The organism is Arthrobacter sp. Leaf234, from assembly GCF_001422665.1.
Lineage (GTDB): Bacteria > Actinomycetota > Actinomycetes > Actinomycetales > Micrococcaceae > Arthrobacter_D.
Genome location: NZ_LMLU01000001.1, coordinates 426,480 through 447,942, shown reverse-complemented (window position 1 = coordinate 447,942; position 21,463 = coordinate 426,480). Strand labels below are relative to the sequence as shown.

Sequence of the window (21,463 nt, the reverse complement as noted above, 5' to 3'; positions counted from 1 at the left end):
TCGGAGCGGGCAGCGAACCTCAGGGCAAGCCGCACTCCTACGGCCTCAATTCGATGACCGTCTTGCCGATCCGGATGGGGACGCCCGGTTCGACGGGCAGCGCACGCGTGAGCTGGGCACCGCCGAGGTACGTCCCGTTGGTGGATCCGAGGTCTTCGATGAACCAGCGGCTGCCCTGCGGGAACAGTCGTGCATGGCGGCCGGATGCGTAGTCGTCCTCGAGGACGAGCGTCGCCTCCTGCGCCCGACCGAGCAGGATGGGGCTTGCGGCGAGGTCGAGGGTGGTTCCCGTGAGCGGTCCCTCGGTGACGACCAGTCGATGGGCGGCGGCCCGCGCGGGTGGAGGTTCCTCGACGAGCTCCGGGTTCTTGCGGATCTCCCGGGCGGTGGGCGTACCGACCTTGTTGCGTCGGCCCACCACGAGATCCCGCCGCAGGGCGCCGACCGTACTGAGGACCAGGATCCAGAGGAGGATGAGGAACCCGAAGCGCAGGAGCGTGACGGTGAGCTCGCCGGCTTCGCTCATCGCTGGCCGCCCTCGCTCTGTGCCTGGACGAGCCGGAAGGTCAGACGCGACCGCCCCATGGTGATCATGGAGCCATCCGTCAGTTCGGCCTGGCCGTCGACGCGCTGGCCGTTGACGTAGCTCCCGTTCGTGGATCCGAGGTCGACGGCGTAGGTGCGGCCTCCCTGGCTGCGGATCTCGAGGTGGCGCCGGGACACACCGGTGTCGTCGACGAGGATGTCCGCCTCTGACGAACGTCCGAGCACGACCGACGGGGAGTTGAGGGAGTAGCGCCGGCCGTCGACGTCGAGGACGGCCTGGTAGCGGGTGGGCTGGCGCCGCGGCGCGGCCGGAGCGGACGGGGCGACCGGCCGCCGCGCAGCCGCCTCCTTCTCGATGGAGGAATCGATCTCGAAGACGCCTGCCTTCAGATCCTGGTCGTGCTCGAACGAGACGCGGACCGGACCCTGCAGCGTGTACTGCTGACCGTTGACGTGCGCGATCACGACGTCGCACAGTTCCTCGGCCAGGGCCGAGCCCCACTGCTGTGCTCGTTCGAAGTCGGAGTCGGAGAGGCGCGCGGTGAAGACGTTGGGAGCCAGTGTTCGGCCCTGCGCGAGAACGAGGGAGCGGGTGTCCAGTTCCTTGCGGAGCGCACTCGCGATCTCGAGGGGCTGGACCTGGGACTTGGAACCCGTGGCGAAGGCACCGCGGACCAGCTTTTCGAGCCCGCGCTCCACGTTGTCCAGAATGCCCATCGTCCGCCTCCTCCCCTGTGCCGCCCTGTGGCCTCGGCCCTGCCAGCGGTCTGCTGGGGGCTTCACCCGGTCCTTCTGACGGCAGTGTCCAGCCGGGCATGTTCCCTCCGATACTACTGGGAGCCTCCGGGAATGGGCTCCAGGGTGGCGGTGCCCGGATCACTTTGTCCTAACGATCGCCCGGCGCGCGCTCGGGCCCGGTGTCGCCGTCGTGCTCCCTGCTCCGTGCGGTTTAGGTGATTGCGGTGGCGCTCGGCTATGCTTGTCTCTGCTGTTCAAACACCTGCGCCTGGCGCACGGAGTTGGAATCTCGAATTGCGCGAGTGGCGGAACGGCAGACGCGCTGGCTTCAGGTGCCAGTATCCGAAAGGGTGTGGGGGTTCAAATCCCCCCTCGCGCACAGTGAAGTGGTACATCGGGAAGGGCCTCCGCTCAGCGGGGGCCCTTCCTGCGTTCGGGCCAGTGGCCGAAGTCGGCGCCAAGTTGATTGACACAAGCAACGGTCGGTTGTTCACTGAGTGCATCGCACCCACTCAGGAGGAGCTCGATCATGAAGACATCCAGAACAGTCGCCGCCCTGTCGCTCGCAGCGTTGCTTGCGTCCGGAGCTGCCGCCGCTCCGGCGGTAGCCGTCGGTGAAGGCCCGAACTACGGTGGCAACGAGACGATCAACACGTCGATCCTGCGCACGTACGACGAGATGGTCGCGGAACTGAAGAAACAGGATGCACGCCAGCCGGCCATGGAGCTGAAGGTGATCGGGCAGTCGGTCAAGGGACGCGATCTCTATCTCGCGAAGTACATCTCCGACCCGGACAATCCCACCATCCTCTACCTGACCCAGCAGCACGGGAACGAGCAGCTGACCACGGAGGGGGCGCTCGAATACATCAAGCACCTCGGGACCGGCAAGACGAAGGGCGTGCTCGACGGCGTCAACATCCTCGTCGTCCCGATGCTCAACCCGGACGGGGCGATGGGAGACGTCGACTTCCCCCTCGACGGGTACATCGCCGACGGTGGCAGGACCCTGACCCGCGCCAACGCGACCGGGACGGACCTCAACCGCGACCACGTGGCGAAGATCCAGCCGGAGACGCAGGCGCTGCACGAGAACGTGCTGGGCGTCTACGGCATCGACTACATGATCGACCTGCACCACCAGGGCACGCAGAGCGAGCGCGACGGCGAGCTGGTCTCGGGGTCGATCCTCTTCCCCACGACGCCGAATGCCGATCCCGACGTGGTCGAGGGGTCGAAGCGTCTGGGCGCCGTCGTGTTCGATGCCGTGGATTCGACGGGCTGGGGCCACCTCGGCCGCTACGTGGGCGGTTCGGCCGAGACGATCAGCCGCAACGGCATCGCCGTCGAGTACGGCATCTCGACGCTGCTGTTCGAGATGCGCGGCATGTCCGACAACACGAACGAGTCCGCGGTCCTCGGGCAGAAGAGCAACGGCTACCTCATCAAGCAGACGGTGACCACGCTCGATGCCACGGCGCGGGCCATCGCTGACGGCTCGATCGATACGGCGGACACCTCGTTCTGGGACACGCTCGCCGAGCAGACCACGCGCGACACCGAGTAGCGGTCCTGCCCCGCGGCTTCCGCCGACCTGCACCGGTCAGCGGAAGTCGCGGGACTTCGTGGTCGCCTTCAGCTGCAGCACCTCGATGCGGTCCGCCACGATGTTGACGATCCCCTCCGAGGACCGCTCGAGCACGCCGCGCACGATCACGCTGCTCGCCTCACGGGCCACCCTGCGGTGCCGCTGCCAGACACCGACCGAGCAGATGACGTTGACCAGGCCGGTCTCGTCCTCGAGATTCATGAAGGTGATGCCGCTCGCCGTCGCGGGGCGCTGCCGGTGCGTGACGACACCCGCCACCTCGACCCGCCGTCCCGACTCGGAGGTCTTCAGTTCGACGGCGGTCAGGGCACCCCGGCGCTTCAGCCGTTCCCTGGCATGGCGTACGGGGTGGTCGTCAGGAGTGATGCCCGTGGACCAGAGATCCGACCCGACCTTGTCGATGTCCGAGAGCTCGGGCATCAGCGGGGGCTGGATGTAGACCGCCGTCCCCTTGATCTGGCCCTCACGTTCCGTGGAGGCGGGTCCGGCGTTCCAGAGCGCCTCCCGGCGGGTCAGACCCATCGAATCGAAGGCGCCCGAGGCAGCAAGGGCCTCGAGCTGGCCCGCATCCGCCCCGGTCCGCCGCGCGAGATCCGGCATGTCCTCGTAGGGCCCGTTGAGCTCCCGTTCGGCGACGATCTTCTCTGCCAGCTTCAGCCCGAGCGTCTCCACGCTCGCGAGCCCCAGGCGGACCGCGTAGTTGCCGTCACGGCGGTGCGGGGTCGAGTCGAAGGGCGTGTCACGGTCGAAGTACCCGACCGGGGGCTGCTCGTCCTCCGTGCAGCAGTCCATGCCGGTGGTCCGCTCCCGGGGGTCCTCCGGCGGCTCGTACCCTTCCAGCGGCTCGAGGTCGGCGTGGACGCCCGAGTGCAGGATGTCCGGGCGCAGGACGACGGCACCGTGCCTCCGCGCATCCGCCACGAGGGTCTGGGGTGAGTAGAACCCCATGGGCTGTGCACGCAGGAGCGCTGCGAGGAAAGCCCCCGGGTAGTGGAGCCGGAGCCAGGCGCTGACGTAGACCAGCAGGGCGAAGCTGATCGAGTGGCTCTCCGCGAAGCCGAAGTTCGCGAAGGCGTGGATCTTGTTGTAGATGGCATCGGCGACGGGGCCGGTGATGCCGTTGGACTCCATGCCCTCGTACAGCTTGGCCTTCAGGGAATCGATCCGCTCCTCGCCGCGCTTGGACCCCATGGCCCGGCGCAGGAGATCGGCGTCCGCTCCGGAGCAGCCACCCACCACCATGGCCATCTGCATGAGTTGCTCCTGGAAGAGGGGCACCCCGAGCGTCCGTTCGAGCACGGGCTTGAGGTCGGGATGGATGTACCGGACCTCCTCCTCGCCCATCTTCCGCTTGATGTAGGGGTGCACGGCACCGCCCTGAATGGGTCCGGGCCGTACGAGTGCCACCTCGATCACGAGGTCGTAGAACTGGCGTGGCAGCAGGCGCGGGAGCATCCCCATCTGGGCGCGGCTCTCCACCTGGAACACCCCGACGGAATCCGCGAAGCACAGCATGTCGTACACGCCCTGCTCCTCCTTGGGGATGGTGTGCAGCTCCCACGTCTCACCGAAGTGCTGCTCCACGAGGTCGAAGTTGTACTGGATCGCAGCGAGGATCCCGAGGCCCAGCAGGTCGAACTTCACGAGTCCCATCCAGGCGCAGTCGTCCTTGTCCCACTGCAGGACGGTCCGGCCCTCCATGCGCCCATGCTCGATAGGGCATACTTCTCCCACCGGTCGATCGGTCAGGACCATCCCGCCCGAGTGGATGCCCATGTGGCGCGGGAATCTGAGGACCTCCTGGGCCAGGCCCACCACCGACTCCGGGATGTCGTGGTCGTCGCTCGAAACGAGCCCGCCCCAACGCTCGATCTGCTTGGACCATGCGTCCTGCTGGCCCGGGCTGTGCCCCAGGGCCTTGGCCATGTCGCGGACCGCGAACTTGGGACGGTAGGTGATGACGTTGGCCACCTGTGCGGCGTTGAACCGTCCGTACTTCCGGTAGACGTACTGGATGACCTCCTCGCGGCGGTCCGAATCGAAGTCGACGTCGATGTCCGGTTCCTCGTCCCGCATGCTGGAGAGGAACCGTTCGAACGGGAGCTGGTACTTGATGGAATCGACAGCCGTGATCTCGAGCAGGTAGCAGACCGCCGAATTGGCGGCCGACCCCCGTCCCTGGCAGAGGATCCCGTTGCGACGCGCGTAGTGCACGAGGTCGTGGACGATCAGGAAGTACCCGGGGAAGTTCTTGTCCTCGATCACCTCGAGCTCGCGCTCGATCCGTTCCCGGACATCCGCACGGTTCCCGTAGAGCTTGTCCGCCCCCTGCCAGACGAGCTCGCGCAGGTAGCTCATCTGGGTATGGCCCTCCGGCAGGTCGATGTTCGGCAGACCGGGTTTCACGCTGCGGAGCGTGAAGGAGAGATCGGCGGCGATCTCCACGGTGCGCTCCACCGCGCCGGGATAGGCCCTGAAGCGGCGCGCCATCTCGACCCCGCTGCGCAGGTGGGCGGCCCCTGCTGCGGGAAGCCAGCCGTCCATCTGGTCCAGGCTCCGCCGTGCGCGGACCGCGGCGAGGGCCGAGGCAAGACGGTGCTGCTTCGGCGTGGCGTAGTGCACGTTGTTGGTGGCCACGGTGGGCAGTGACAGCCGGGCGGCCATCGAGGCCAGCACGTCATTGTGGGCCGTGTCCAGCGGATTGCCCTGATCGGTCAGTTCCACGGCGACGGACTCCTTCCCGAACAGGTCCACGAGCAGCCGGAGCTCCGCTTCTGCTGCGGATTCCCCCGCCGCGACGAGGGCTGAACGCACGGTCCCCTTCCTGCACCCCGTGAGGATCATCCATTGGCCGGCGGCATGGCCCGCAAGGCTCTCCAGGTCGTAGCGGGGCTTGCCCTTCTCCGCATCGGTGGCGAGTTGTGCCTCCGTGATGGCCGTGGACAGGCGGTGGTAGCCCGCGGATCCCCGGGCCAGGACCAGCAGGTGGCGTCCTTCGGGATCGGCCTCCCCGTTCTGCGGCCTGGACAGTTCGAGGGAGAGTTCCGTCCCGTACATGGTGGAGAACCCGGGATACTTCTCGGCGGCCTCGGCGAAGTGGACAGCGCCGTACAGGCCGTCGTGGTCGGTCAGCGCCATGCCGGACAGGCCGAGCCGCTGCGCCTCCTCCGCGAGGTGTTCCGGGCTGGACGCACCGTCGAGGAAGCTGAAGTTGGAGTGGACGTGCAGTTCCGCGTAAGGCACCACGGGACCCTCGGGAGCGGAGGCCTCCACCGGTGCGGTGTAGGGCTGGCGTTTGCGGGACCAGGCGGGGCTGTCACCGCCGTCGGCCCCGAGGGGTGGAGCTCCCGGACGCGTGTCGGACAGGTTCCGCTCGAAGTCCGACCACGGGATGGGTGGGTTGTTCCAGCCCATGGCGTCCCCCTGTCCCGGCTGTGCGTGCTGTGCGTGCTGCGTGGTGTTCTTCGTTGTGGTGCCCCGCCATGCTCCCGCTGGTGTCCGAGGCAGGGCGGGCCGTCAGTCGTAGCCGGCCTCGACCCACCAGGCATGGTCCTCGAGGAGCAGCAGCCAGGCAGATCCTGACTGGTCGACCAACTGGAACCGGTCGAGCACCCGGCCTTTCCGGTCCCACCAGCGTTCGTTGATGGGCCACGGTCCGGCCCAGGAGTGCACCGCGTGCCGGCCGCCGTCCGGACCTGTGCTGAAGAAGGCGGGGTCGGCGCTCAGGAGTCCGCGGGCGTCTACGTCCACGGTGTTGCCGCGGGAGTCGACGACGACCGCGGGAACCGGCTCGGCGTGCACGGTGGCGGGGGCGGGCCCTGGAAGACGGCCGGGCCAGGGCTGATTCCGATCCTTCAGGGGGACTGCGGCCGCCTGCTGCTGACCGGCGGGTGCATCCCCCCAGGGGACGAAGACCCGGCGGTCGGCCAGGAGACGCCCGCCGGCGACGATCGCGGTGAGCACGGCACCATGGCCCAGCATGCTCTGCACCCGGGCCAGGCCGTGATGGATCCCCTCGTCCGGGCCCGTACCCCAGAGCCCGTCGGCGTGGTCGCTGAGGTTCTCCACGATCTCGGGGACGACCTGCACGCGGGTGATGCCGGAGGTGAGGCCGTGGTCGGAGGCATTGGTCCCCTGGAGCTGCCAGCGCACGCGGTCCACGACGTCGTCGGCATCGAACCAGCGCGGGTGCTGCCAGCGGCGCTCGGAAGCCTCACCGGATTCGGTGTGCAGCGAGACGTGCAGCGCGGTGCAGACGAGCCCGGCCTCGCGGAGAGTGTCGACGAACTCGCCCGCCCGTGACCGGAAGGCGAAGGCGAGCTGGTCGATCCGGGCGAGGGGCGGCTCGAAATCAGCGACGGTGTCCAGGTGGGGAGGTGGTGTGCGGGCCACGACACTGCGGTGGTCGAGCCCACTGGCCTGGCGGTGCGCGAGGGCTCCCTCGATGCCGAAGCGGTTGCGGACGTCGGAGGCCCTGAGGGCCGCGAAGTCACCGAGCGAACGGATGCCGAGGCGTTTGAGCAGCACGGTGAGCTTGGGCTGTTCGAGGATCTCCAGCGGGTAGCTGCCGAGGAACCAGGCCGAGCGGCCCGCTGGAATGACGAGGAGCTGCTCGACGTCGTCGTCCAGCTGATCGGTGGCCTTGGCCGCCTGTTCGGCAGCGAACGGCCCATCGGCGATCCCGATCCGCACGTCGGTGAGTCCCATGGCGGCGAGGGTCCGGAAGACCACGCGTGCAGCCTCGGACTCGCTGCCGTAGTACCGCGACGGGCCCTTGGCCCTGACGGCGCAGAGTCCCGGGCGGACGACCTGGACGCCGGGCATGATCGTTTCCACCGCCGTGGTCACGGGTTCGAAGGTGCGTTCATCGAGCGAGGGGTCGTAGGGCAGGGGGACGAGGTTCGTGCTGCGGGCCTGGGCCTCCCTGATGCGCAGTCCCCGTTTCACGCCGTCCTGCCGCGCGGCAGGGGAACATGCGAACACCTCACCACGGTCCACGAGGGCGAGGGGCGTCTCGGCGGGCAGGGCGTGTTCACGCAGGGCCGCGGTGATAGGCCAGTCGGGGCACCAGAACATCAGGGTCCGGGTGGCGTGGGCCGAACCGGCGGGCAGGGCTGGGAGGGCCGATGTCACGAGGACCTCACCAGCTGGGGTTCGAAGAGGGTGTGAGTGCCGGAGTCCGGTGCTCCCGGTGCTCCCGGTGTGTACGCGGCCGAGGGCGCGGATCCGCCCGTCGGAGTGCCCTGCAGGTCGGCCAGCCCCACATAGGCGTGGCGCAGCCGGCCCGAGGGCTGTGTCGCGGTGATCTTCATGCGCCGCGACCTCAGGTGTCCCGTCCCCGAGCCCAGGCCCTCCCAGGCACTCTCCGCCACGCCGAGTGTCGAATCGCTCTGCTTCCAGGACCCCAGGGTGATCAGTGCTGCGCCTCGCTGGCGGAGCCGTGCCTTCAGCCTGGCCCATTCGGTGGGGGCGAGGTGTTCCGGCGCCCTGGTCAGGACGATCGAGACGACGTCGACGAGGGCAGCCGTGACGGTGAGCCACTGTGATCCCGGGTCCGGCACCAGGATGAGGCGTTCGAGGTTGATGCCGAAGCCCTGGGCCGCCTCGACGCTGAAGTCAGGCAGGCCGATGACGCTGCACCAGGCGCCCGTCGCGGACGGGCCGGCGAGCAGGGCCATGGCGAGGGAGGTGGAGTTGCGGACGGCGTAGGAGCCGCCGGACTGGAGACCTCCGCCCGGCAGGATCCGGGCGAGGGCAGGAACCGTGGGCAGCCGCCGGGAATCGAGCGTGACGGCCTGCATGCTGTTGATGCGGGACTGGAGCCCGAGGGCGATCTCGGCCGCGGACCCACCCTGACGGCCGGTGGGTTCCGGACGTGACGGTCCCCCGAGGTCGGGTGAGGGCTCATCCCATTCGAGGGCATGGCCGGCAGGTGGAGGCGTCACCCGTTAATATTCGAATACGTGTTCGATTAAGTCAATCGGCGCGCCTCCATGGGAATGTGCCTCTCCTATGGTAGGCGCGACTCTCCTCGGGAACGGGTCGGGCCTCCTCGGCAGGGAGGTCCGCAGCGGTTCGGCGGAGAACTCGATGGTAGGAAGGGCCTCTGACGATCCTGCGTCGGCGGCACCCGGGAAGGCCATGGCGACCGTCCGGAGCCGCAGGACAGCAGGACGAGCAGGACGCGCTCATGGGGCTTCCGCTTCCGGAGGCAGAGGGCAAGCGGTCGGGCACGCAGACAGGCAAGCGGTACGAGGTCAGGCGGACAGGCGCCCGGGCACGTAGACAGGCAAGCGGCACGCGGGCAGGTACGAAGGGCAGGCAGGCAAGCGGCACGAGGCCAGGCGGACAGGCGACCGGGCAGGTACGAGGGCACGCAGATGAACGGGCGAGCAGGAGTCAATGGGCGTCAGCCGACCTGCACCCGATGGCCGGCAGCCATGCAGGCAGGGCAGCCGGGCGGCGTTCGATCCTCACTCCTGGGACACGCCCGGGTCAGGCAGGGGCCGCGGTGCTCCCCGCAGGAGGGTCAGGCGTCGGAGGCCGTGCGCGCGGCGTCGCGCTCCTTGACCCGTGCCGCCTCCGCACGCACCGCCGCCTGCGTGGACCGCTCCGAGACCAGCCAGGCCGGCGGCTCCAGCAGCAGGGTGGTGATCTCCTCGCTCGTCAGGGGGTCGGTGATGCCGCCCCGGGCGAGTCCCCCGATCGAGATGCCGAGCTTCTGGGCGACGACGGGGCGCGGATGCGGCCCGGTGCGGCGCAGTTCGGCCAGCCATTCAGGGGGTGTCTGCTGGAGCTCGTTGAACTCCGCGCGCGTCAGCTCGGTCTCATGGAAGTCCTGGGGCGCGGCGGGCAGGTAGATTCCCAGTTTCTTGGCCGCGGTGGCGGGCTTCAGGGTCTGGGGCGTCTTCGCGGGAGTCATGGATCCAGCTTAACGGTCGTGCGGCAGGCAGCCATGATCGGCCGCTCCCGCCACGCGCTACTGTGATCAGGTGTCCACCGATCAGCCCCGAAACCTCTCCGTGGGCTTCGTGCCGGGCGTCACGCCGGGCAAGTGGGTGGCCCGCTGGCGTGAGCGGCACCCGGCCGTCCCCCTTGACCTGCATCAGCACGACGCCGACGCCCTGGTGGCACTGCTGGAGGGGGCCGACGACGTCGTGTTCGTCCGCCTGCCCGTGGACAGGGAGGGGATCCACCTGATCCCCCTGTACGAGGAACAGCCCGTTGCCGTGATGTCCCGGGAGAACGAGCTGTCCCTCTACGAGGACATCCCCGCCGGGGAGCTCGACGGGGAGACCCTGCTCGACGTCGCGGAGTGCGGCGGTCCGAGGACGGCGGTGGAGGTCGCGGCCTCGGGCGCCGGCGTCGTGATCCTCCCGATGTCCCTCGCCCGCCTCCACGCGCGGAAGGACGCCGTGCACCGCCCGGTGGAGGGCGTCGCGACCACCACGATCGGGATCGCGTGGCGTGTGGAGGACGAGTCCGACGATGTCGAGGAGTTCATCGGGATCGTCCGCGGCAGGACGGCCCGCAGTTCCCGCCAGCCATCCCAGCGGGAGGCGCCGAAGAAGTCGGCGTCCAAGAAGGCCGCTGAGAAGTCGGCGAAGAACGCCGGCACCGCCTCGAAGACCACCGGAGGGGGAACGGCGCGGAAGGGCGGGTCCGTGCAGAGGGGCGGCAGGACACCGCAGAACAAGCAGTCCCGGCCATCGGGCTCCCGGGGGAAGCGCCGCTAGCAGGCGGGTCCGCCCCGCTCCCGGTCAGGCCTGCGCGGGCTGTCCGTTGCTGGCCATGGTGCCGCCGTCCACCGGGAGGACGACGCCGGTGATGAACCGGGCGTCGTCACTCGCGAGGAAGGTGATGGCTGCTGCCACCTCGTCAGGGAGCCCTCCGCGCCCGAGGGCGATGCGTCGGGCGAATTCGTCGTCGAGCTCGTGCGGCTCGCCGTCCTCGCTGGTGAGCTCCGTCCAGACGAAGCCGGGGGCCACGGCATTGACGCGGACGCCGTCGCGCCCGTGGTCGAGGGCCACGGCGCGCGTGAAATTGCTGACGCCTCCCTTGGCGGCGTTGTAGGCGCTCATGCGCCAGTCGGCGGCGAGTCCGGACACGGAGGAGACGTTCACGATGCAGCCCCTGCTGTCGAGCAGGTGGGCCAGGGCCGCCTTCGTCCCGTAGAACACGCCGGAGAGGTCGGTACCGAGCACGCGGTCCCAGTCCTCGACGCTCGTGTCCTGCACCGTGCCCTGCGTGATGGTCCCTGCGTTGTTGACGAGGACGTCGAGCTGTCCGAAGCGATCCACGGTGGCCTGCACCATGGCCGCGACCTGGTCGTAGTCCGAGGAGTCCGCGGGAAGTGACACCGCCCGGCCCTCGGGCAGCGAGGCCACGACGGCGTCGATCTTCTCGGCGACCGAATCGGTGAGCACCACCCGGGCGCCCTCGGCGACGAACCGCCGTGCCGTCGCCTCGCCGATGCCGGATCCGGCCCCGGTCACGATGACCACCCTGTCCTCGAACCGCTGCATCGCGGCTCCTGCCCCCGGTGCATCCATGGGTCATCCACTCCTCGTCCGCTCGTCACGCATCGGCCACCGGTCCGCCGTCGGGATCGCTCCCGCCCAGACCGTACGGGTCCTGATGACCCGTCATCGACGGTGGCATCCGTCCGTCCACGCGCACAAGGCGTCGATCCGTCCCCCGATCCGCGGTATCACCTGCTACGCGGACGGCACGACGACGTGACAGGGGCCCGCCGCAGGTCGCGGACGGGCCCCTGTCGACGTCGTTCGCGCGTCAGCCGAGGGAGGCGAGGGAGAAGACCGCTGCAGCGATGGCGAAGCCCATGACGCCGATGGTCGTCTCCATCACCGTCCAGGTCTTCAGGGTGGTCTTGACGTCCATGTTGAGGAATCGGCCCACGAGCCAGAAACCGGAGTCGTTGACGTGGCTCGCCACGACCGACCCGCCGGCCACGGCGACCACGAGGGCTGCGAGTTGCAGCGCGTTGTAGTCGCCGGCGAGGATCGCGGGCGAGATCAGTCCTGCCGCCGTGGTCAGGGCCACGGTCGCGGAGCCCTGGGCGATGCGGAGGATGGCGGCGATGAGGAACCCGGCGACGATCAACGGGATGCCGAGGTCCCCGAGGACGTCGGCGAGGGCGTCACCGATACCGCTCGTCCGGAGTACTCCACCGAACATGCCGCCGGCCCCGGTGATGAGGATGACGGAGCAGACGGGACCGAGTGCGGCCTCGAGCGTGCTCTCGAGCACCGTCTTGTCGATCCCGCGCCTGCGCCCGAGGACGTAGGAGGCGACCAGCAGCGAGATGAGCAGGGCCACGGGGGTCTCCCCGATGGTACGGAGGACCTGGAACCAGGCCTGGTCGGTGAGGCTCTCGTCGAAGGCGCCGGAGCGGGCCGCCGTATTGAGTCCCGTGTTGAGGAAGATCAGGACGAGTGGGAGCAGGAGGATCCCCACGACGGTGCCGAACTTCGGGGGGTTCGCCTCGGCGTGCTCGTCCGCGGTGCCGAGGAGCTCGGGCACGGGGAGCACGTACTTCTTCCCGGCCCAGATCCCGTAGAGGTAGGAGGTGACGTACCAGGTCGGGATGGCCGCGACGAGGCCCACCATGATCACGATGCCCACGTTCGCTCCGAAGAACTCGGACGCCGCGACCGGTCCCGGGTGCGGCGGCACGAAGATGTGCATCACGGAGAAGGCACCCGCTGCGGGCAGGCCGTACCGCAGGACACCCCCGCCGAGCCGGCGTGCGACGGAGAAGACGATGGGCAGCATGACCACGAGCCCGGCGTCGAAGAAGATGGGGAAGCCGAAGATCAGGGAGGCGACGCCGAGCGCGAAGGGCGCACGATTCTCGCCGAAGACGCGGATCAGGTAGTCCGCGAGGACCTTCGCCCCGCCACTGGTCTCGACGAGGCGGCCGAGCATGGCGCCGAGTCCCACGAGGAGCGCGACGGCGCCCAGGGTCGAGCCGAAGCTCCCCACGAGGACGGTGACGATCTGCGAGGTGGGGATCCCGGTCGCGAAGGCCGTCACGAGGCTGATGATGATCAGCGAGACGAACGCGTGGATCCGGAGCTTGATGATCAGGAACAGCAGGACGACGATCGCGGCTGCGGCGATCAGGAGGAGTGGACCGGCGGTGAGGCTCTGGGTCCAGCCTTCGATGGGCATGGTGGTTCTCCGTTGAACGGGGTGGGTGGGGGACTAGGTGCTGTGCAGGTCGAGCCGGGTGATGACCTCGGCGACGACCTCGGCGGGCGTGCCGGTGTTCTCGATGCGCACGCCCTGCTCGTCGGGCTCCAAGGGCTCGAGGGTGCTGATCTGCGAGGGCAGGAGCGACTCGGGCATGAAATGGCCGCTCCGCGTCTTCATCCGATCCAGGATCAGGTCGGTGTCGCCGAGGAGGTGCACGAAGCGGACGTCGCCGTCCGCCCCGGTGAGGACGTCACGGTAGGACCGTCGGAGGGCCGAACAGGTCACGACGGTGCTCAGCCCCGCGTGTGCCTGCTCCGTCAGCCATGCCCGCATCGACTCGAGCCACGGCCAGCGGTCCTCGTCGGTGAGCGCGATGCCCGACGTCATCTTCGTGATGTTCGCTGGTGGGTGGAAATCATCCGCCTCGGCGAAGACCCAGCCGAGCTGTTCGGCCATCCGGGTGGCGATGGTCGTCTTGCCGGATCCGGAGATCCCCATCACGACCACGTGGTGTGGGTGCGCGTCCATACTGACTCCCTCGTCGATGCGATGCGATGCGATGCGGTGCGGTGCGGTGCGGTGCGGTGCGGTGCGGTGCGGTGCGGTGCTGTGCGGCTCCGCCGCGGCGAACCCTGGCGAGCCGTGTGCGGCAGGTCACGGCTCCGCGTGGTGCACAGCAAAGGTAACACCTTTGGGCGAGCAAAGGTACTACTTTTGTTCCGTCGTGCGCTCTAGAGTGGGACGACCGGCGGAGCCGCCGGAGCACATCGAGGAGGACCATGACGGCGCAGCCGGTTCCGGCCGGGAGGAACGCGGGTGCGGCGACCGTCCTCACCACCCACATCATCGACGCGCTCGGACAGGACATCACCGACGGCGTGCTGGCCGAGGGCGCCCGACTGACCATCGAGGGTCTCCAGCAGCGGTTCGGCGTCTCCCGCACCGTCGTGCGCGACTGCATGCGGGTCCTGGAATCGATGCACCTGATCGTGCCGAAGCGACGGCTCGGACTCGTGGTCCAGGCTCCGGCGAGCTGGAACGTCTACGACGCCAGGGTGATCCGGTGGCGCCTGAACGGGCCGGGCCGCGCCGGCCAGTTCCGCTCGCTGACGCATCTTCGCCGCGCCGTCGAACCCGTGGCGGCAGCGCTCGCGGCAGAGCATGCTTCGTCCGACCAGCGGCTGCGACTCCTGGACCTCGGACGCGACCTGCGCCGCCTCGGCGAGAACGGCGACCTCGAGGAGTTCCTGGCCGTGGACATCGAGTTCCACACGCTCATCCTGGAATCCAGTGGCAACGAGATGTTCCTCGCCCTCCAGGGGGTGATCGCGGAGGTGCTCTCCGGCCGGACGCATCAGGGACTCATGCCGCACCATCCTAAGGAACATGCCCTCCGGACCCACGAGCAGGTGGCCGAGGCGATCAGCAGCGGTCATCCGACCGCGGCTGAGACGGGAATGGCGTCGCTCCTGGCCGAAGTGCGCAGCGCCATCGAGTAGGGCGTCGATCGGGGTCGATTCCGATCGAGGCCGATGCGGGCACGAGGTCCGGACAAAAGGACGCCGGACGGGCCTCGGACGGCGGACACTCAAGGGTCGAAGTGGGTCTCCGGTTCCACCTGCCCGATCGAGGCGACCACCGAGGCGGCGATGTCCCGGACCTTCTGGTTGCGGCTGCTGGACACCGTCGTCAGGATGGCGAAGGCCTCCGCCTGGCTGCACCGGTTCTGGGCCATGATGATGCCGATCGCGATGTCGATCGCCGTGCGGGACTTCATCGCGGACTTCAGGTCGGACACGGAATCGGCGTGCTGCGCGAGCCGCACCGCGAGTGTCAGCGCCTTCGAGGTCTGGGCGACGAAGGCCTCGGCCGTCGCGACGTCCTCGGCTGCGAAGCCGCCCCGGTCCGCCGCGTACACGTTCAGCGCGGCACGAGCACCGGATCGGAGGGTGAAGGGCACGGCCAGGATCGAACCGACGCCCCGCCCTGCGGCCTGCGCGAGATAGTCGCTCCACCGTTCGTCGGTGCTGGTATCGGCGACCAGGACGGTCCGCTGCTCGTCGCAGGCCGTGAGGCAGGGCCCTTCACTGAACGAGGCCTGGAGTTCGTCGAGTTCCCGGGCCTGCGCGTTGCTGCTCGCGACGGTGCCGGCATGCTTGTTGCGCAGCAGCGTGATGCCGCACGGGGTCTCGGCGGCTCCTTCGAACAGTCGGGATGCCGCGAACCGCGTGAACTCGCTCAGGAACTCCTCGACGTCGTCGCTGACGAGGAGGAGGTCCCGGAGGTGATCGGTGAGGTTCTGCCCGGCGACCTGGTCGGCCATGGATTCTGATCCCGTTTCGTCCAGCCACCGGGCGGCATGTGCATCGCACCCGTCGAGGGCGTCCGGACGTCCTCTGGAACCGAGACACAGCCCCAGGGCATGTGTGATCGGCCTTCTGCTAGACCATTAGTCAGCCTACATAGTACAAGAGGCAGGCCCCCGCGCCCCGACAGGGGAGGGGAGGCACCGATGGGTGCCTCCCCTCCTGACGGGACCGGGTCCTGCGGGTCAGACCGTGGCGTGATCCGTACCGACCGGCGTGACGACCTCGGCGGTGGGTTCCATGTTCTCGGCGTCGACCATCCACGCATACTGCTCGAGCTTGGCGATGAAGCCGTGCAGCAGGTCCGCGGTGGTGGGATCCTCCTCGTCGATCTGGTCGTGCACGTCGCGCATCGTCTTCACGGAGGCGTTCAGCATGCGCACCACGAGACCCACGGTGTCCTTCGTGGAGACGAGGCCGGCCGGGAAGGGATCGATCTTGGTACCCTCGGCGACGGCGACGCTGCGTCCGTCGGGAACGGCGTGCAGCGCACGCATGCGCTCCGCCATCTCGTCGGCGAAGGCGCGGGCGTCGTCGATGATCTCGTCCAGCTGCAGGTGGAGGTCGCGGAAGTTCTTGCCGACCACGTTCCAGTGGGCCTGCTTGCCCTGCAGGTGGAGCTCGATGAGGTCGACCAGGACAGCCTGCATGTTGTCTGTGAGGGTGGGTGAAGCCTTCATGAATCCTCCAGTGCTAGAGAAATATCCGCCTCCCGCAGGCGCATCGGACGTGCCGATTCCTGCCGGGTGGACTCCTTTCACACTAGCCCCGCGCGTTGGCCAAATCCAACCGATCTGCCTACGCTAAGGGAACTTACGGTTCGGCCGTGCGCTGTACCCGGAAACGGGTTATGCACGGCCCCCGGAGTCTACGAAGGAGGAACGCTTTGGCTTCAGTGCAGGAATCTATCGACGTAGCAGTACCGGTCAGCACGGCCTACAACCAGTGGACGCAGTTCGAGAGCTTCCCGCAGTTCATGGGGGGCGTCGATTCCATCACGCAGACCTCGGACACCCACACCCACTGGGTGACGAGCATCGGCGGCGTCAAGCGCGAGTTCGACGCGGAGATCACCGAGCAGCACCCGGACGAGCGCGTGGCGTGGAAGAGCACCGACGGCGAGTCCCATGCGGGTGTGGTGACCTTCCACCGCCTCGACGAGAACACCACACGCCTCATGGTGCAGATCGACTGGCACCCGGAGACCTTCACCGAGAAGATCGGTGCGGTGGTCAACGCCGACACCGCGCAGGTGAAGGGTGATCTCAAGCGCTTCAAGGAGTTCATCGAGAAGAGCGGCGGCGAGACCGGCGCATGGCGCGGGGACGTCGAGGCTCCGCCCACCGGCGGGACCACGGACGCGATCCCGGCGAACAGCACGCTGCCGGACACGTCCACGAACGACCCGGATTCGGGCGGCCCGCGCGTCGGCTGATCCGGGAGGACGGCCGCAGGAACTGCGGTGCTGCACGGCGAAAGGGCGGATCCCCCCGGGGGTCCGCCCTTTCGTGCGGCTAGGGGATCTCCCCGACCTCGATCGTGGCGATGGCCTCGGTGGCCTGCCGCGACAGCTCGGCCGAGAGCGGGGAGCTCTTCGCGGCCTCGGCGGCCTCGGCCTGGCCCTCCGGACTGACGGCGTACGTCCCGAAGGCGCGCACGACATCGGCGGTGGCCTGGTTCTCATAGCGGCTGCAGTACACGTGGTACGAGACCAGGACGAGCGGGTAGACACCCGCGGCGGTGGTGGTGCGGTCGAGGTCGAGGGCGACATCGTGGTCGGCCCGGCCCGGGACGCGTGCGGCGAGGTCGACGGCGGCGGCCGCGCCTTCCGCACTCACGGGGACGTAGTCGTCGCCGACCTTCAGCGCCACTCGGCCGAGCGGAGCACCGACGGAGGAGTCGTCGGCGTAGGTCACTGCACCGACGGTCCCGGCGACGGTGCTGACCACGCCGGCGTTGCCCTTGGCGTTCTCGTTTTCGAGTCCCGAGGGCCAGGCGCCGTCCGGCTCGTCGGTCCAGATCCCGGGCACCACGGCGTGCAGGTAGTCCGTGAAGTTCTCGGTGGTCCCGGAGTCGTCGGACCTGCTGACGGCGGAGATCGGCAGGGACGGAAGGGCGACGTCGTTCTGCGCGGCGATCGCCGGATCGTCCCAGGTGGTGATCTCCCCCCGGAAGATCCGTGCCACCGTGTCGGCGTCGAGGTCCAGCTGGGTGATGCCGGGCAGGTTGAAGCCGATGCTGATCGGGGAGACGTAGGCGGGGATGTTGAAGGCTCCTTCCGGACCGCACGCCTCCACGGAGTCCGCGAGCTCCTCGTCGCTCAGGTAGGCGTCGGAGCCGGCGAAGCCGACGGCCCCCGCGAGCAGTGCACCGCGGCCCGCACCCGAGCCGTCCGGGGAGTACTGCACCTGTGCCTTCGGGTAGAGCGTGGCGAAGCCCGAGCGCCAGGCGTCCATCGCCGGTCCCTGCGCGGAGGACCCGGAGGCGGTCACGGCGCCCTGCAGGCTCGCATCCCCACGCTGCGCCGCTGCCTCCTGCTCCGCACCCAGCGGGTAGTCGGAACCGCAGGCGGCCGATCCGACGACGACGGCGACGGCGACGGCGGCGATGGGCAGGGACATGGCGCGGCTTCTCACCGGAGCTACGTTACAGGTGGCGGGAAGGTTGCCCCAAGGTGGACGGCAGGTGGACGGCAGATGGACGGGGAGGTCGACCGCGGCCCTTCCGGGGCGTCAGCCCCGGTGCAGCCGGTAGCCGTCGGCCCGGTGAACGAGTCGTCTTCCGGCGCCGTCATTGAGGTGGATCCAGACGATGGAGGCGTCGTCGGTCCGCATGTCCAGGACGCCGCGGAGCTGGGTGCCCGCCGGGTGGTGCAGGGTGATGCGTTCACCTCGCCTGAAGCCGGACCAGTCCTGGGCCTCGGGCTCGGTGGCGGGGATGGGCGAGGTGTCCATGGCGTGGCCTTTCGGGTGGCGGGATCCCCACGGTAGCCAGGGCCGCTGAACGCGGCATGAACGCACCCTGAAAGTTCTTCCTCCACCTGCCCCTGCGTGGTCAGAGCGTGCGCCACTCCCCGCTGGTGAGGTGTGAACCGGCCTGCGGTCCCATGAGGAGCATCCCGCCGTCCACGACGAACGAGGCGCCGTTGACGTAGCTGGAGGCGCCCGATGCGAGGAAGGCGACGACGTCGGCGATCTCCTCGGGCGCTCCGGGCCGGCCGAGCGGGATACCCGGGCGATCCATGGTGCGGGGGTCCTGGTCCTCGGAATCGTTCATGGGGGTGTTGATCTCGCCCGGCAGCACGGCGTTGGCGGTGATGCCGCGGTCGGCGAGTTCGAGGGCGATGGTCCGGATGAGGCCACCGAGGCCGTGCTTGGAGGCGTCGTACGCGGCTGATCCGACGCGGGGCTGCTCCTGGTGCACGCTCGTGACGGCGATGATGCGCCCGCCCCGCCCGCCGTCGATCATGTGCCGGGCGGCCCGCTGGATGCAGACGAAGGCTCCGTCCAGGTTCGCGCCGAGGGTGCCGCGCCAGGTGTCCCAGTCGGTCTCCATGAACAGGGTGCCGCCGTTGACGCCGGCATTATTGACGAAGACGTCGAGGCCGCCGAGCTCTCGCGCCAGCTGGTCGACGACGTCCCCGCAGGCAGGTGCATCGGTGGTGTCCAGCTGCGCGACGGCGGCCGTGACGCCCTGCGCCCGGACGAGCCGCGCGGTCTCCTCGGCGCCTTCCTGGTCGGAGTGCCAGGTGACGCCGACGTTGCATCCCGCCGTCGCGAGGGCGACGGCGGTGGCGCGGCCGATCCCCGAGTCGGAGCCGGTGACGATTGCTGAGCTGGGTGTGAAGTTCATGCTCCATCCTCCGCACGGCTGCGGAGAGCCCGCAAGGAGAATCTCCGGGGCGCGGCAGGACACCCGGAACGGTTGCCCGGGGGTCCTGGGGTGGGGACAGCGAGGTGTTCGCCGGGGACGAACGGGGGTGGATACGCGGAAGACCCGCACCGACGGATCGGTACGGGCCTTCTGCTGGATGTCCTCGTGCCTGCGCGGGGCCTCGATCCCCGGGCCTTCCGCGTGTGAAGCGGATGCTCTACCAGACTGAGCTACACAGGCAATTGGTTCTCCAACAGCTTAGGGCATCGCGGCGTGGCGCCAAATTCCGCCCGGCCCGGCCGCGGCGGCCCGGCGGATGCTGGTCATCGTTCCGGGCCGTCAGTAGCCTGAACAAAAGGCCGGCCGTGCCGGCGCTCCGACCACGAAAGGACTTCACCATGGACGACCAGGACATCCTCCAGCGCATCCAGGCACTCGTGCAGGAGGAGCACGAGCTCCGCGACCAGCCCCAGGACGCCGGTGACGGCGCAGCGCACCAGGACCACGCGACGCGGCTGAAGAAGGTCGAGGAGGACCTGGACCAGTGCTGGGACCTCCTCCGGCAGCGGCGCGCCAAGGCCGACGCCGGGGAGAACCCCGCCGACGCCGATGCCCGGCCCGTCAGCCAGGTGGAGGGGTACCGCCAGTAATGGCCCTGCCCCTCGTGCTGTTCGACGTCAACGGGACCCTCTCCGACATGGGCCGGATGACCCAGCACGTCGAGGAGATCGGAGCGCCGCCGCAGCTGGCGGGGCTGTGGTTCGCCACCGTCCTCCGTGACGGGTTCGCGCTCACGGCGGCGGGGGAGAACCCCGCCTTCCGTGCTGTCGCGGAGGGCGCCCTGCGGGTGGTGCTCGCGGATCAGGTGCTCAACCGGGACGTCGACGACGCCGTGGCCCACATCCTGACCGCGATGCAGCAGCTGCCCGTCCACCCCGACGTCGTCGAGGGCATCCGCGGTCTCGAGGAGGCCGGTCTCGAGCTCGCCACCCTGACCAACGGTGCGGCGGCGACGGCGTCGAACCTGCTCGGGCGCGCCGGTGTCCGGGACGCCTTCTCGGCGGTCCTGTCCGTCGAGGACGGGCCGGGCTGGAAGCCTGCCGCGGGGGCCTACACCCATGCCCTCGCCGCCCTGGGACGGCGCGCGGACGAGGTCGTCCTCGTCGCCGCGCACCCCTGGGACATCGACGGCGCCTCGCGCGCCGGCCTCCGGACCGCCTGGCTGAACCGCGATGCCGCGCCCTACCCCTCCGCCATGGTGCCCCCGGATCACGAGGTGACGCAGCTCGCCGATCTGCTGTCGGCCCTCCGCACCTGACACCGGCCTCCCCGCCCGTGGCCGACGCAGCGGCTCGGACCCGGTCCGCATCCTTCGAAGGAGAACCATGAGCGACCTCACCGCATTCGCCCTCGTCTGCAGCCTCACCCCGTCTCCCGAGCCGTCGAGCTCCGACCTCATGGCCCAGCACATCCTGGACCAGTTCGCGGCCCGCGGCATCGGGACCTCGAGCGCCAGGGTGGTCGACCACCACGTGGCGCCGGGAGTCCTGAAGGACATGGGCGACGGCGACGAGTGGCCGGTGCTGCGGGAGAAGATCCTCGCCGCGGACATCCTCGTGCTGTCCACGCCCATCTGGGTGGGGCACCCCTCCAGCCTCGCGCAGCGCGTCATGGAGCGGCTCGATGCGGACATCGCCGAGACGGACGAGGAGGGCCGGCCCGTCATGGCCGGGAAGGTGGCCGTCGTCGCGGTCGTGGGCAACGAGGACGGCGCCCACAAGACGATCGCCGACATGATGCAGGGCCTCAACGACATCGGGTTCTCGCTCCCGTCGCAGGGTTCGACGTACTGGGTGGGCGAGGCGATGCAGGCCGTCGACTTCAAGGACCTCGCACAGGTGCCCGATGCCGTCGCCATCACGACGGCGGGCGTGGTGCGCAACGCCCAACACCTCGCCACCCTGCTGCGCCGGGAGAACTTCCCGCTCGAGTAGGCGGTATCAAGAACGCGTAAAGAGGCGGGCCGGAGGGACCCGCGTCGGGTTGACTGGGCGACTGGTGCGGAACGTCCGCGGCAGTCCCATGAACCCGGAAGGCCCGAGTATCCCGTGAG

21 protein-coding genes and 2 tRNA genes are annotated in these 21,463 nt (G+C 69.2%); 8 read left to right on the top strand and 15 right to left on the bottom strand.

Annotated elements, in window-relative coordinates:
* Positions 1-37: 37 nt before the first annotated feature.
* Together ASF21_RS02065 and ASF21_RS02060 are read right to left on the bottom strand one after the other, a co-directional pair.
* On the bottom strand, positions 38-526 hold the full coding sequence (locus tag ASF21_RS02065; protein ID WP_055766116.1) for an FHA domain-containing protein: 489 nt from the start codon (positions 524-526) through the stop codon (positions 38-40).
* A complete protein-coding gene (locus tag ASF21_RS02060; protein ID WP_055766113.1) occupies positions 523-1,263 on the bottom strand; it encodes an FhaA domain-containing protein in 741 nt (246 codons plus the stop codon). The genes ASF21_RS02065 and ASF21_RS02060 overlap by 4 nt, the downstream gene beginning before the upstream one ends.
* A gap of 317 nt (positions 1,264-1,580) precedes the next feature.
* Between ASF21_RS02060 and ASF21_RS02055 the strand changes: the two genes are divergently transcribed.
* Together ASF21_RS02055 and ASF21_RS02050 are read left to right on the top strand one after the other, a co-directional pair.
* A tRNA-Leu gene (locus tag ASF21_RS02055) sits at positions 1,581-1,663 on the top strand.
* Positions 1,664-1,813: 150 nt separating this feature from the next.
* Positions 1,814-2,851 carry a M14 family zinc carboxypeptidase gene (locus ASF21_RS02050; RefSeq protein WP_055766110.1) on the top strand — a complete coding sequence of 346 codons (1,038 nt, stop codon included), beginning with the start codon at positions 1,814-1,816 and terminating at the stop codon, positions 2,849-2,851.
* Positions 2,852-2,887: 36 nt separating this feature from the next.
* On the opposite strand, the gene ASF21_RS02045 is transcribed toward ASF21_RS02050, so the two are convergent.
* From ASF21_RS02045 to ASF21_RS02030, 4 genes are all read right to left on the bottom strand, one after another.
* Positions 2,888-6,307: an error-prone DNA polymerase gene (locus tag ASF21_RS02045; protein WP_055766108.1), complete on the bottom strand. Its 3,420-nt coding sequence runs from the start codon at positions 6,305-6,307 to the stop codon at positions 2,888-2,890.
* Between the two features lie 102 nt (positions 6,308-6,409).
* Positions 6,410-8,026 carry a DNA polymerase Y family protein gene (locus ASF21_RS02040; RefSeq protein WP_235498624.1) on the bottom strand — a complete coding sequence of 539 codons (1,617 nt, stop codon included), beginning with the start codon at positions 8,024-8,026 and terminating at the stop codon, positions 6,410-6,412.
* Entirely contained in the window at positions 8,023-8,838 is an 816-nt protein-coding gene (locus ASF21_RS02035; RefSeq protein WP_055766105.1) for a hypothetical protein, read from the bottom strand. The genes ASF21_RS02040 and ASF21_RS02035 overlap by 4 nt, the downstream gene beginning before the upstream one ends.
* A gap of 584 nt (positions 8,839-9,422) precedes the next feature.
* Complete coding sequence (locus tag ASF21_RS02030) at positions 9,423-9,815, bottom strand: DUF5997 family protein (protein WP_055766102.1); 393 nt, start codon at positions 9,813-9,815, stop codon at positions 9,423-9,425.
* Between the two features lie 70 nt (positions 9,816-9,885).
* Here ASF21_RS02030 and ASF21_RS02025 point away from each other — a divergent pair, with 70 nt between their 5' ends.
* Positions 9,886-10,629: a LysR family transcriptional regulator substrate-binding protein gene (locus ASF21_RS02025; protein WP_055766100.1), complete on the top strand. Its 744-nt coding sequence runs from the start codon at positions 9,886-9,888 to the stop codon at positions 10,627-10,629.
* A 24-nt stretch (positions 10,630-10,653) separates the two neighbouring features.
* Here ASF21_RS02025 and ASF21_RS02020 read toward each other — a convergent pair whose 3' ends face one another.
* From ASF21_RS02020 to ASF21_RS02005, 3 genes are all read right to left on the bottom strand, one after another.
* Entirely contained in the window at positions 10,654-11,445 is a 792-nt protein-coding gene (locus ASF21_RS02020) for an SDR family NAD(P)-dependent oxidoreductase (protein WP_055766097.1), read from the bottom strand.
* A 241-nt stretch (positions 11,446-11,686) separates the two neighbouring features.
* A complete protein-coding gene (locus ASF21_RS02010) occupies positions 11,687-13,087 on the bottom strand; it encodes a GntP family permease (protein ID WP_055766091.1) in 1,401 nt (466 codons plus the stop codon).
* 33 nt (positions 13,088-13,120) lie between these two features.
* Entirely contained in the window at positions 13,121-13,639 is a 519-nt protein-coding gene (locus ASF21_RS02005) for a gluconokinase (protein WP_055766088.1), read from the bottom strand.
* A gap of 251 nt (positions 13,640-13,890) precedes the next feature.
* On the opposite strand from ASF21_RS02005, the gene ASF21_RS02000 reads away from it, so the two are divergent.
* Positions 13,891-14,610, top strand: coding sequence for a FadR/GntR family transcriptional regulator (locus ASF21_RS02000; protein WP_055766085.1), 720 nt, complete (start codon positions 13,891-13,893; stop codon positions 14,608-14,610).
* A gap of 89 nt (positions 14,611-14,699) precedes the next feature.
* Here the strand turns inward: ASF21_RS02000 and ASF21_RS01995 are convergent, their stop codons facing one another.
* Entirely contained in the window at positions 14,700-15,434 is a 735-nt protein-coding gene (locus tag ASF21_RS01995; RefSeq protein WP_055766082.1) for a GAF and ANTAR domain-containing protein, read from the bottom strand.
* A 228-nt stretch (positions 15,435-15,662) separates the two neighbouring features.
* Entirely contained in the window at positions 15,663-16,157 is a 495-nt protein-coding gene (locus ASF21_RS01990) for a Dps family protein (RefSeq protein ID WP_055766079.1), read from the bottom strand.
* Between the two features lie 215 nt (positions 16,158-16,372).
* Here ASF21_RS01990 and ASF21_RS01985 point away from each other — a divergent pair, with 215 nt between their 5' ends.
* On the top strand, positions 16,373-16,912 hold the full coding sequence (locus ASF21_RS01985) for an SRPBCC family protein (RefSeq protein WP_321166889.1): 540 nt from the start codon (positions 16,373-16,375) through the stop codon (positions 16,910-16,912).
* A gap of 79 nt (positions 16,913-16,991) precedes the next feature.
* Here ASF21_RS01985 and pstS read toward each other — a convergent pair whose 3' ends face one another.
* From pstS to ASF21_RS01965, 4 genes are all read right to left on the bottom strand, one after another.
* Positions 16,992-18,098 carry a phosphate ABC transporter substrate-binding protein PstS gene (pstS, locus tag ASF21_RS01980; RefSeq protein WP_055766073.1) on the bottom strand — a complete coding sequence of 369 codons (1,107 nt, stop codon included), beginning with the start codon at positions 18,096-18,098 and terminating at the stop codon, positions 16,992-16,994.
* Between the two features lie 111 nt (positions 18,099-18,209).
* Positions 18,210-18,431, bottom strand: coding sequence for a hypothetical protein (locus ASF21_RS01975; RefSeq protein WP_055766069.1), 222 nt, complete (start codon positions 18,429-18,431; stop codon positions 18,210-18,212).
* A gap of 100 nt (positions 18,432-18,531) precedes the next feature.
* Complete coding sequence (locus ASF21_RS01970) at positions 18,532-19,329, bottom strand: SDR family oxidoreductase (protein ID WP_055766065.1); 798 nt, start codon at positions 19,327-19,329, stop codon at positions 18,532-18,534.
* Between the two features lie 187 nt (positions 19,330-19,516).
* Positions 19,517-19,590: transfer RNA gene (locus ASF21_RS01965), tRNA-Val, on the bottom strand.
* Positions 19,591-19,748: 158 nt separating this feature from the next.
* Between ASF21_RS01965 and ASF21_RS01960 the strand changes: the two genes are divergently transcribed.
* From ASF21_RS01960 to ASF21_RS01950, 3 genes are all read left to right on the top strand, one after another.
* Entirely contained in the window at positions 19,749-20,000 is a 252-nt protein-coding gene (locus tag ASF21_RS01960; RefSeq protein WP_055766063.1) for a DUF2630 family protein, read from the top strand.
* Complete coding sequence (locus ASF21_RS01955; protein ID WP_055766059.1) at positions 20,000-20,668, top strand: haloacid dehalogenase type II; 669 nt, start codon at positions 20,000-20,002, stop codon at positions 20,666-20,668. The genes ASF21_RS01960 and ASF21_RS01955 overlap by 1 nt, the downstream gene beginning before the upstream one ends.
* A 67-nt stretch (positions 20,669-20,735) precedes the next feature.
* A complete protein-coding gene (locus ASF21_RS01950) occupies positions 20,736-21,344 on the top strand; it encodes a flavodoxin family protein (protein ID WP_055766057.1) in 609 nt (202 codons plus the stop codon).
* The last annotated feature ends 119 nt before the right edge of the window (positions 21,345-21,463 follow it).